13 protein-coding genes and 1 tRNA gene are annotated in these 10,923 nt (G+C 45.3%); 11 read left to right on the forward strand and 3 right to left on the reverse strand.

Features of this window, described 5'->3' with window-relative positions:
* Positions 1-24 precede the first annotated feature (24 nt).
* The 7 genes from R7M72_RS19055 (at position 25) to hemW (ending at position 5,082) form a co-directional block, all read left to right on the forward strand.
* Entirely contained in the window at positions 25-726 is a 702-nt protein-coding gene (locus tag R7M72_RS19055) for a YggS family pyridoxal phosphate-dependent enzyme (RefSeq protein ID WP_005384521.1), read from the forward strand.
* 159 nt (positions 727-885) lie between these two features.
* A complete protein-coding gene (proC, locus tag R7M72_RS19060; RefSeq protein ID WP_005381013.1) occupies positions 886-1,704 on the forward strand; it encodes a pyrroline-5-carboxylate reductase in 819 nt (272 codons plus the stop codon).
* A 52-nt stretch (positions 1,705-1,756) separates the two neighbouring features.
* Entirely contained in the window at positions 1,757-2,314 is a 558-nt protein-coding gene (locus tag R7M72_RS19065) for a YggT family protein (RefSeq protein ID WP_005381012.1), read from the forward strand.
* A complete protein-coding gene (gene yggU, locus R7M72_RS19070) occupies positions 2,314-2,604 on the forward strand; it encodes a DUF167 family protein YggU (protein ID WP_054577162.1) in 291 nt (96 codons plus the stop codon). Before R7M72_RS19065 ends, yggU begins: the two co-directional genes overlap by 1 nt.
* Before the next feature lie 128 nt (positions 2,605-2,732).
* A complete protein-coding gene (locus R7M72_RS19075) occupies positions 2,733-3,164 on the forward strand; it encodes a DUF4426 domain-containing protein (protein WP_005381010.1) in 432 nt (143 codons plus the stop codon).
* A 118-nt stretch (positions 3,165-3,282) separates the two neighbouring features.
* Positions 3,283-3,885, forward strand: coding sequence for an XTP/dITP diphosphatase (locus tag R7M72_RS19080; RefSeq protein WP_005381009.1), 603 nt, complete (start codon positions 3,283-3,285; stop codon positions 3,883-3,885).
* Positions 3,886-3,903: 18 nt separating this feature from the next.
* Entirely contained in the window at positions 3,904-5,082 is a 1,179-nt protein-coding gene (hemW, locus tag R7M72_RS19085; RefSeq protein ID WP_206225414.1) for a radical SAM family heme chaperone HemW, read from the forward strand.
* Between the two features lie 90 nt (positions 5,083-5,172).
* Here the strand turns inward: hemW and glsB are convergent, their stop codons facing one another.
* The 3 genes from glsB to trmB form a co-directional block, all read right to left on the reverse strand.
* Positions 5,173-6,093: a glutaminase B gene (gene glsB, locus R7M72_RS19090; protein ID WP_005381007.1), complete on the reverse strand. Its 921-nt coding sequence runs from the start codon at positions 6,091-6,093 to the stop codon at positions 5,173-5,175.
* A 98-nt stretch (positions 6,094-6,191) separates the two neighbouring features.
* Positions 6,192-7,220, reverse strand: a complete 1,029-nt coding sequence (locus tag R7M72_RS19095) for a TRM11 family SAM-dependent methyltransferase (protein ID WP_206225415.1) — start codon at positions 7,218-7,220, stop codon at positions 6,192-6,194.
* 17 nt (positions 7,221-7,237) lie between these two features.
* On the reverse strand, positions 7,238-7,957 hold the full coding sequence (gene trmB / locus R7M72_RS19100) for a tRNA (guanosine(46)-N7)-methyltransferase TrmB (protein ID WP_005384506.1): 720 nt from the start codon (positions 7,955-7,957) through the stop codon (positions 7,238-7,240).
* 203 nt (positions 7,958-8,160) lie between these two features.
* Between trmB and mutY the strand changes: the two genes are divergently transcribed.
* The 4 genes from mutY (at position 8,161) to R7M72_RS19120 (ending at position 10,922) form a co-directional block, all read left to right on the forward strand.
* Entirely contained in the window at positions 8,161-9,237 is a 1,077-nt protein-coding gene (gene mutY / locus R7M72_RS19105; protein ID WP_017635575.1) for an A/G-specific adenine glycosylase, read from the forward strand.
* Between the two features lie 19 nt (positions 9,238-9,256).
* Positions 9,257-9,529 (forward strand): oxidative damage protection protein, encoded by a 273-nt coding sequence (locus tag R7M72_RS19110; protein WP_005381002.1) that lies wholly within the window; start codon positions 9,257-9,259, stop codon positions 9,527-9,529.
* 77 nt (positions 9,530-9,606) lie between these two features.
* On the forward strand, positions 9,607-10,746 hold the full coding sequence (mltC, locus tag R7M72_RS19115) for a membrane-bound lytic murein transglycosylase MltC (RefSeq protein WP_005381001.1): 1,140 nt from the start codon (positions 9,607-9,609) through the stop codon (positions 10,744-10,746).
* Positions 10,747-10,846: 100 nt separating this feature from the next.
* Positions 10,847-10,922: transfer RNA gene (locus R7M72_RS19120), tRNA-Phe, on the forward strand.
* Position 10,923 lies beyond the last annotated feature (1 nt).

The following is a 10,923-nucleotide window of genomic DNA, read 5'->3' on the forward strand; positions in this document are numbered from 1 at the left end:
AATCCTTAAGTCTAAAGTACAGCTATGAGTAGTATTCAACAAAATATTGAACATATCACCTCTCAAATTCGATATGACGAGCAAAAATGTGGTCGAACTCCAGAGTCAGTGCAACTTCTAGCGGTAAGCAAAACTAAACCTGTCGAGGCAATTCTCGAAGCCTACCAAGCGGGACAAACCGCCTTTGGTGAAAACTACGTTCAAGAGGGCGTCAGTAAAGTTCAGCACTTTGCCGAGCATTATCCAGATAATCGAATCGAATGGCACTTCATTGGCCCGATTCAATCCAATAAATCGCGACTTGTTGCTGAACATTTCGATTGGGTTCACACCATCGATCGAACCAAGATTGCTCAACGCCTGAATGATCAGCGGCCAAGCGAACTTAAACCGCTACAAGTTCTGATTCAGGTTAACACCAGTGGTGAGGCATCTAAGTCTGGTGTCACTGAAGCGGAAGTATTCGAGCTGGCGGAGTTGATTTCTCGCCTACCCAACCTCACTTTAAGAGGGTTGATGTCGATTCCTGCCAACGTGTCTGACTACGAATCACAACTCCGTGAATTTCAGAAGTTGGCTACGTTGAAGCAAACACTCGAAGCACAGTTCCCAGAAATCGATACATTATCAATGGGAATGAGTGGTGATATGACCGCTGCAATCGAAGCTGGTAGTACAATGGTTCGTATTGGAACCGCTATTTTCGGCGCACGAGACTACAGCTAAATCAACAAAACGCTCACTCGCGACATAAGTTATGTCGTCAATCGTTAGAGCGTAAATGCGCAATCATCTTACTCGCCAATAGGAGCAGTAAGTAACAGCGGCGCCATTATACACCTGAGCGCACAACAAATTCTAAATATCATGATGGAAATCAGACAAATGGAACATAAAAAAATCGCCTTCATTGGTGCTGGCAACATGGTGAGAGCCATTGTTTCCGGCTTGGTTGCTAACGGATACCCAGCGCAAAACATTACCGCAACGGCTCCTTCAGAGGCTCGTCGCCTTCTGCTAGAACAAGATTTTGGCATCCGTACCACCAGCGATAACATCCAAGCTGCGACCGAGGCGGATGTGGTGGTATTGTCTGTAAAACCGCAAATGATGGCGGATGTCTGTAAACCACTGCAATCGATCGATTTCACTAATAAACTGGTGATTTCTATTGCCGCAGGCATCAACTGTTCACGATTGGATGATATGCTAGCCACCAAATTGAACTTGGTTCGTGTTATGCCAAATACGCCATCACAGCTTGGGTTGGGTATGAGTGGGTTGTTCGCACCAACTCATGTAACCGAGCACGACAAAGCTTTTGCCGCAGAGTTAATGGAAGCGGTCGGTAAAGTATGCTGGGTTGAGCAAGAGTCTGGCATCAATAATGTGATTGCCGCAGCGGGCAGTGCTCCAGCATACTTCTTCCTGTTTATGGAAGCGATGCAAGCAGAAGCGATTGCGCAAGGCTTTGATAAAGAGACCGCTCGACTATTGGTTCAGCAAGCGGCACTGGGCGCGGCCAGTATGGTGGTTAGCAACCCAGAAACTGAGCTATCGACCCTGCGTGAGAACGTAACATCGAAAGGTGGGACAACGGCAGAAGCACTGCGTACATTCAACGAACATCAACTTTCAGATATTGTCGCTAAAGCCATGCAAGCTGCTGTGGCTCGCGCGGAAGAAATGGAAAAACTGTTTTAATTATTTGGATGAACTCCGTTTAGTATCATCCATCACTTGTTAAGGGTACCTTATGAATTCAATGAGTTTTCTCATCTCAACCCTATTTGACCTGTACATCATGGTCGTAATTTTGCGAATTTGGTTGCAAGCTGCGCGCGCAGACTTCTACAACCCATTCTCGCAATTCATAGTAAAAGCGACTCAGCCGGTCATTGGTCCATTGCGCCGCGTTATCCCTTCCGTGGGGAATATTGACCTAGCAACCGTGTTGTTTGCCTACGTGTTGTGTGTGCTTAAATTTGTCGTGCTTATCCTAATAGCTTCGAACGGTTCCGTCTCTTTCAGCGCTGACTTCTTATTCTTGGGCTTATTATCATTAATCAAAGCCGCAGGTGGCCTATTGTTCTGGGTACTATTGATCCGTGCAATTTTGAGCTGGGTAAGCCAAGGCCGCAGCCCTATCGAGTACGTATTCCATCAACTGACCGAGCCAATGTGCGCTCCAATCCGTCGTATTCTTCCGGCTATTGGTGGTCTTGATTTAAGCGTACTGGTGTTATTTATCGGCTTGCAGTTCGCGAACTTCTTAATGGGCGATATCATTGGTCCAATTTGGTTCCAGCTATAATGTCAGCTGCAGTTTGGCAAGATGGTGAGGACATCATCCTGAAGCTCTATATTCAACCTAAAGCTAGCCGCGATAAAATCGTTGGCTTGCATGGTGAAGAGCTAAAAATCGCCATTACTGCTCCACCTGTCGATGGCAAAGCTAATGCACACCTAACTAAGTTCTTAGCCAAGCAGTTTAAAATCGCTAAGGGCTTGGTTCACATAGAAAAAGGTGAATTAGGACGGCACAAACAAATTCGGATAGAATCGCCTACCCAGATACCGATAGAAATTAAAGCCATCATATGATGGCTTTTTATTTACGATTTTGTACCACACTTACTAATACCAACGACTGAGTACGCATTTTTTACCCCCTGACCAAGGTAAAATTGCAGCTATGGTTGTTTTATAACAAGTGCTTTGAGGAAGTAACAATGAGCAAATGGATTACCGCATTACTGATTAGCCTGTTGTCGTTACCAAGCTTCGCCGATCAGTTTAAAAATATGAAAGATATCGAAGTACACTATGTAGCGTTTAACTCAACATTCCTAACACCCAAAGTCGCACGTAGCTACGATATCAAACGTAATGGATACCTCGCAGTGGTTAATATTAGCGTGTTAGATAGAGCTTCATTGGGTAAGCCAGCATTAGAAGCAAAAATTGCTGGACGCGCGAAGAACCTTATCGGCCAAACTCAGACCTTGACCTTTCGTGAAGTCAAAGAAGGCAATGCGATATACTATTTAGCCGAACTACCAATTACCCACGAAGAAACTTTTACTTTCGATATTGACGTAAAAGCTGGAAACAAAGGCTCAGGTAAGCTTAAATTCACCCAAAAGTTTTATGTTGAAGAGTAATTGGGTTGTGATGTTCCAAAAGCTTTTGGATCTAAGCAGGCTAAAAACCACTTATTAGTTAAAGAATATCTAGAGGAGAACGATTTGTTCTCCTCTATCACTATTAAAAGAGATTCCCATGAAAAAAATTGTGCTAGCAACTGGTAACCAAGGCAAAGTTCGTGAAATGGCAGATTTGTTGTCTGACTTCGGCTTTGAAGTATTAGCGCAAAGTGAATTCAATGTATCGGAAGTAGCTGAAACGGGTACAACTTTCATTGAAAACGCAATCATTAAAGCTCGCCATGCCGCACAAGAAACAGGGCTTCCTGCCATTGCAGACGACTCTGGATTAGAAGTCGATTTCTTAAAAGGCGCTCCGGGCATTTACTCTGCACGTTACGCAGGCGAGAGCGCATCTGATCAAGAGAATCTAGAAAAATTGCTAGCGGCAATGGAAGGCGTACCAGAAGCAGAGCGTACAGCACGTTTCCACTGCGTATTAGTCCTCATGCGTCACGAGAACGACCCAACGCCTATCGTCTGTCACGGTAAATGGGAAGGCCGAATTCTAACTGAAGCACACGGTGAAAATGGCTTTGGCTACGACCCAATCTTCTTTGTTCCTGAAGACAACTGTGCGTCAGCCGAACTTGAACCTGCACGTAAGAAACAACTGTCTCACCGCGGTAAAGCGCTCAAGTCGTTGTTTGCTCAACTGTCTGAGCAAGTGTCTCAGTAATCACGAGCGAATTAGACCATGTTAACGCCCCCAGCACTCAGCTTGTATGTACACATCCCTTGGTGTGTGCAAAAGTGCCCGTATTGCGACTTTAACTCTCACGCGCTCAAAACCGAGATTCCAGAAGAAGAGTACATCAGTGCCCTTTTAGAAGATTTGGATACCGACATTGAGAAATACCGACTTAACGAAGCGCCACGTCCACTGCATTCAATCTTCATTGGTGGTGGTACGCCGAGTTTGATTTCGGCAGAAGGCATCGAGCGTCTACTTAAGGGCATTGAAGCGCGTATCCCGTTCAAGCCTGAAATCGAAATCACCATGGAAGCGAATCCAGGCACCATCGAAGCAGAGCGTTTTGTTGGCTACCGCAAAGCTGGTGTAACGCGTATCTCTATCGGCGTACAAAGCTTTGAGCAGCAGAAGCTTGAGCGTTTGGGGCGCATTCACGGCCAAGACGAAGCCGTCAATGCTGCTAAGCTGGCGCACCAAATCGGTTTGAACAGCTTTAACCTCGATCTCATGCACGGCTTACCTGATCAAAGCATCGAACAAGCCTTGGCAGATTTGGGCAAAGCGATTGAGTTGGCACCGCCGCACTTGTCTTGGTATCAGCTGACCATCGAACCAAACACCATGTTCTACTACAAGCCACCAACGCTACCTGACGATGATGACTTGTGGGATATTTTCGAGCTCGGACACCAAAAACTTGCAGCCGCGGGTTATGTGCAATATGAAATCTCCGGTTACAGCAAGCCGGGCTATCAGTGTCAGCACAACCTCAACTACTGGCGCTTTGGTGATTACCTTGGTATCGGTTGTGGCTCTCATGGCAAACTCAGTTTTACCGACGGACGTATTATTCGAACGACAAAGGTAAAACACCCGCGAGGCTATTTAGCGGCTTATCAAAATATGGTCAAACCTTATCTGCATACGGAACATGTCGTCGCGGATGAAGATCGTCCATTCGAGTTCTTTATGAACCGATTCCGCTTAATTGAAGCCTGTCCGAAGCAAGATTACGTGGACACCACGGGCTTACCGATTAGTACGATTCAAGAAACCATCAACTGGGCGATAGAAATGGGCTACCTGAGTGAAACGCCTACCCACTGGCAAATTACTGAAAAAGGGAAGCTCTTCCTTAATGATTTGCTCGAAGCCTTTATGGCCGAAGAAAGCGAAGAGTAACGCAACCCCAAAACAAAAAAAGCCTCTCAATTGAGAGGCTTTTTATTTAGAAACAGTACCACCCTAAATAAGGTTGACACATTTCCAATATTAGAAAATTGAACGGCCAATTCGCTCTGAGAGCAGCTCAAGCGCCTTAGTACCAGCAAGCGAGTTACCTGAAGGATCAAGCTCTGGAGACCATACTGAAATGGTCATTTCACCAGGTACTACCGCGATAATGCCACCACCAACACCAGACTTACCAGGCATTCCAACGCGATAAGCAAACTCGCCCGCGCCATCATACAAGCCACACGTTGCTAACAGTGCATTAAGTTGTTTGGTTTGCACAGGAGAAACTACAGGCTTACCCGTTTGTACCGATGTGCCCTTGTTTGCTAAATAGCTAAACGTTTTAGCCAAATCGACGCAACTCATCTTCAGCGCACAAGCGTGGAAGTAATTTTGTAGTACTGGAATCACTTCATTTTCGAAGTTGCCAAACGAACGCATGAGATATGCAATCGCCGCATTACGATCACCATGCATCATTTCGGATGCCGCAACGACTTTGTCATACACAATATGGGTATCACCAGAAAGCTGACGCACAAACTCCAACAGGCGCTGACGAGGCGCAGATAAGCGAGTTTGTAACAAATCCGCCACTACTATCGCTCCAGCATTTATAAATGGATTACGAGGAATACCTTGCTCCATTTCTAGCTGGATTAGCGAATTAAATGCCTGCCCCGAAGGCTCTTTTCCCACTCGAGACCAAATTTCTTCTTGCTTGTACAAGCACATCGCTAACGTCAAGCTCAATGCTTTTGAAATAGATTGGATAGAGAAAGGTTCATCGGCATCACCCGCCTTAATAACCTCACCTTCGTTGGTGTATACCGCAATACCTAACTTGTTGCTGGGTACTTTTGCCAGAGCAGGAATGTAATCAGCCACTTTACCTTGGCCGATTAAAGGGCGTACTTCCGCCAAAATATCTGTCAAAATTTCCACTGTCGGTTTCATTCTCTACCTTCTATTTACAAGAGAACTCGTTGAGCTCAGAGGTAAAAAAAGCCAACGTGTCGTTGGCTTTTCCATAGGGTTCGTTCGACTCAAGTCGATTATGGTTTTACTGCCACAATAATATTGCGGTTGATAGATTGATCAACACGGTGAAGATAACCGATGTAAGGCTCTTCTGAAAGTACCTTCCAACCTTGCTCTTCAAATAATGCCGCGACATCTTTCCATTTCAATGTGAATTCATTGAAAGACAACACCACTGAACCTTGCTTTTTCAATACCACTTTCCATGCAGGCAGAGCCTCTTTTAAAAGCTCTAGTGGACTACGGTTCAGTTTGCTGTCCTTGGCATTTTTGCTGCCGTGCTGCACGCCGTAAGGCAAGTCAGACACCATCACATCAACTGAGTTCTTTTTCACGACTTGATCAGCGATACGAGTATCAGCCGAATACAGCTTCATAAACTGAAGATTGCCTTGGTTGTAATCTTCTTTATTTGCTGCAGTTTCAACCACGAAACCATCCGCCACTTTCTTGCCACCCGCAGTGCGCTTTTCTTTGCTCACTTTGTGCTTAAAGCGGCCATTCTTCATGAACTTAACAATAAAGGTCTGGATCTCTTGCACCCACTTGGCGTTGATCTCAACCCCTACCACGTTCAAACCGTGGATCAAGCCTTCAAATAAGGTTGTACCTTTACCACACATTGGATCCATTAAGGTCAGTTGTTCACTTCCCGTATTGGACGCACTAATGCCGATATTCACCATCAAACGGGTAAACTGCTCGTTTGTTTTCCCGGTGTAGCGCAAAATCTGGCTCATACTTTCCGGGAAAGTGTTAAATACGGGCGCTTGAACTGGTCGAAGTAAACCATCTTCGCGCACTTCAAATAGCGCATAGTAAATCGAAGAGGCTGCGATTCTTCGCGACTGCTCATCGGTTAGCGCTTCCTGACAAGAAAACACCAACGCAGCAGGTAAGCCAACGTTTTTACTACCAATTTCTGTCACATCCACGCCTTGTGAAGCTAAAATTGCTTTTAGCTCAGAACAGGCAATGGTCATTGCGCTATCAAAGTAAATTCGGTTATGACCCGGATTCGCTAATATCGCGTAATGGTACATCCCATGAACTCCTCTGGTTACGCAATACGCTTATATTTGATATCCCAAACACCGTGACCAAGACGGTGACCACGAGCTTCAAACTTCGTTAGCGGGCGATCGTCTGGACGAGGAACGAAATCACCATCTTTAGCAATGTTTTCGAAACCTGGCGCTTGGTTCATCACTTCAATCATGTGCTCTGCGTAGTTTTCCCAGTCGGTCGCCATGTGGAAAATACCTTCATTAGGGATAAGCTTCTCACGCACCATTTCCGCAAAACCTAATTGAACAATACGACGCTTGTGGTGACGCTTCTTATGCCAAGGGTCTGGGAAGAACAATTGCAGTGTCGATAAGCTGCCATTTGGGATCATGTGTTCGAATACTTCTACCGCATCGTGACACATTACACGCAGGTTAGTAATTCCCGCTTCGCGAGCATCGGCAAGACAAGCACCAACGCCTGGGCTATGAACTTCGATACCGATGAAGTTTTTCTCTGGCGCGTTCTTTGCCATTTCAACCAATGAAGCACCCATACCAAAACCGATCTCAAGCACTACTGGGTTATCGTTGCCAAACACCTCTTTCCAATCGAGAAGTTCAGCTTTGAAGTCAATACCCATCGTAGGCCAGCATTCATTCATCGCGCTCTCTTGACCTTTAGTCAAACGCCCTTCACGGCGTACAAAGCTGCGGATTTTGCGGATCAGCTTTCCGTCTTCGTTGTATTCGTTAGTGGTTACTTCACTCATTGATTTTGCCTGCACATTGATTAATCAAAGCGGGGATTATCCAAAGAATTTACTTAGGTGCAAGTATTTGTTGAGCTCTTGGTCTATGGCAACCCAAAAGCAACGACACACCTCTTTATATCCCTACTGTTTATCCGTTGTACTTCTTGCCCATTATGTGGTGCAATTTTGCACCTAACCAATACTAGAATACAGAGCAAGTCGTGACACCTTTCGCCAGTGCCATCCTAGAATGGTATGACGCATATGGAAGAAAAGATCTTCCGTGGCAACAAAATAAGACCGCATACAGTGTCTGGTTGTCTGAAATTATGCTTCAGCAAACTCAGGTCACTACGGTTATTCCGTATTACCAACGTTTCTTGGAGCGCTTTCCAACCGTGATCGATCTTGCCAATGCTGAGCAAGATGAAGTCCTACACCTTTGGACTGGCTTAGGGTACTACGCCCGAGCCCGTAACCTTCACAAAGCAGCACAAGAGGTCGCCTCTACATACAATGGTGAGTTTCCTCTTGATATAGAGAAAATGAACGCCCTACCGGGGATTGGTCGCTCTACCGCTGCCGCCATTTTATCGTCTGTGTATAAACAACCACACGCGATTCTTGATGGTAACGTGAAGCGCACCCTATCCCGCTGTTTCGCAGTTGCAGGATGGCCAGGACAAAAAAAGGTTGAAAACCAGCTGTGGGAAATTGCCGAAACGCACACCCCACAAACGGATGTAGATAAGTATAACCAGGCAATGATGGACATGGGCGCAATGGTCTGCACACGCAGCAAACCCAAATGTAGCCTCTGCCCTGTTGCTGATCTGTGTGTGGCAAAGCAACAAGGTAATGTGCTCGACTACCCGGGCAAAAAACCGAAGAAAGATAAGCCAATCAAGCAAACTCGTTTCGTGATGCTTCACCACAACACCGAAAATGGTCATGAGGTGTGGTTGGAGCAAAGACCACAAACAGGCATTTGGGGTGGCTTATTCTGCTTCCCACAAACCGAACATGTGGATGCAGAAAGCGACATTGAATTGCTACTGGATCAACGCGGCATTCAAGCCAGCAATATCAAACAGAAGCAAACACTGATTACCTTTCGTCATACATTCAGCCATTACCACCTAGATATCACGCCAATTTTGATTGATTTATCAAAGCAACCGGACGTGATAATGGAAGGCAACAAAGGTCTTTGGTATAACTTATCTAAACCTGAAGAAGTCGGTTTAGCCGCGCCAGTAAAACTATTGCTGGAAACGCTACCCCACGAACTTCGTTAATTGAATACAAGGAGTCATTATGAGCCGCACTGTATTTTGTGCTCGACTAAAGAAAGAAGGCGAAGGTCTAGACTTTCAACTTTACCCTGGTGAACTAGGTAAACGCATTTTCGACAACATCTCGAAAGAAGCGTGGGCTCAGTGGCAACACAAACAAACCATGTTGATCAACGAGAAGAAACTCAACATGATGGATCCAGAACACCGCAAACTGATCGAAACAGAAATGGTAAATTTCCTCTTTGAAGGAAAAGACGTTCATATCGAAGGTTACACACCGCCGAGCGAATAAAGTCGCTTGAGTTAAACAATGACATCACAACCATTTGTGGTGTCATTTTTCTATTACCTTCAATAACTCTGATACTTATGAAAAAAATTGTCTTTATCGCTGCCGCACTTTTAATGGCAGGCTGTAGCCGTGAATTCGTCGAAAAGATTTATGACGTCAACTACGAGCCAACAAACCGTTTTGCCAATAACTTAGCTGAGCTACCAGGACAATTTGAAAAAGATACTGCGGCGCTAGATGCCTTAATCAATAGCTTTTCAGGCAATATTCAAAAGCGCTGGGGTAAAAAAGAAATCAAGTACGCTGGCAAGAGTAATTACGTTAAGTACATCGATAACTACCTTAGCCGCGCCGAGGTCGACTTTCGCAAAGGCGTGATCACGATAGAGACCGTATCACCGACCGAGCCCCAAAAACACCTAAAAGACGCGATTGTCACCACCTTATTAACACCAGACGATCCCGCTCACGTCGACTTATTCTCCTCTAAAGGTATCACGTTAGAGGGGCAACCATTCCTGTATAAACAAGTTGTCGACCAAGACAATAAGCCAATTCAATGGTCTTGGCGGGCAAACCGATTTGCGGAATACCTCATCGCAAATAAAATAAAAACCAAAAATGTAGATTTCAAGAAAGCGTATTACGTCGAAATTCCCATGGTTGAAGACCACTTTTCAACTCGCAGCTACCAATACGCCGATATCGTGCGTCGAGCTTCCAAGAAATACGACATTCCAGAAGACTTGATATACGCCATTATTAAAACCGAGAGCAGTTTCAACCCATACGCGGTAAGTTGGGCAAATGCATATGGCCTAATGCAAGTTGTACCTAAAACAGCGGGACGAGATGTGTTCAAACTCGTGAAAAAGCGCTCGGGCCAACCAAGCCCTGAATATTTGTTTAATCCAGAAAACAACATAGATACCGGTACTGCGTATTTCTATATCTTAAAAAATCGTTATTTAAGAGAAGTCCGCCACCCTACCTCTCTCGAGTACAGCATGATTTCAGCTTACAATGGCGGTACTGGAGGAGTTTTAAACACATTTCATCGCAGTGATCGCAAACGCGCAATGCAAGATCTTAATTCATTGCAACCCAACCAAGTTTATTGGGCGTTAACCAAGAAACACCCGAACGCAGAAGCGCGTCGCTACCTAGAAAAAGTTACAAATTTCAAAAAGGAATTTAACTCGAAGCAAACTTTGTAGTGACAGTTGAATAAAAAGCGTTCGAACAACCACTTTTTTGAAATTATTTAAAAAAAGTGGTTGACGCAACGCGGGAAAATCCGTTTAATAGCGCTCCGTTGCCCGGATAGCTCAGTCGGTAGAGCAGAGGATTGAAAATCCTCGTGTCGGTGGTTCGATTCCGCCTCCGGGCACCAC

The sequence above is a fragment of the Vibrio sp. YT-18 genome (assembly GCF_033337345.1).
GTDB classification, from domain to species: domain Bacteria; phylum Pseudomonadota; class Gammaproteobacteria; order Enterobacterales; family Vibrionaceae; genus Vibrio; species Vibrio alginolyticus.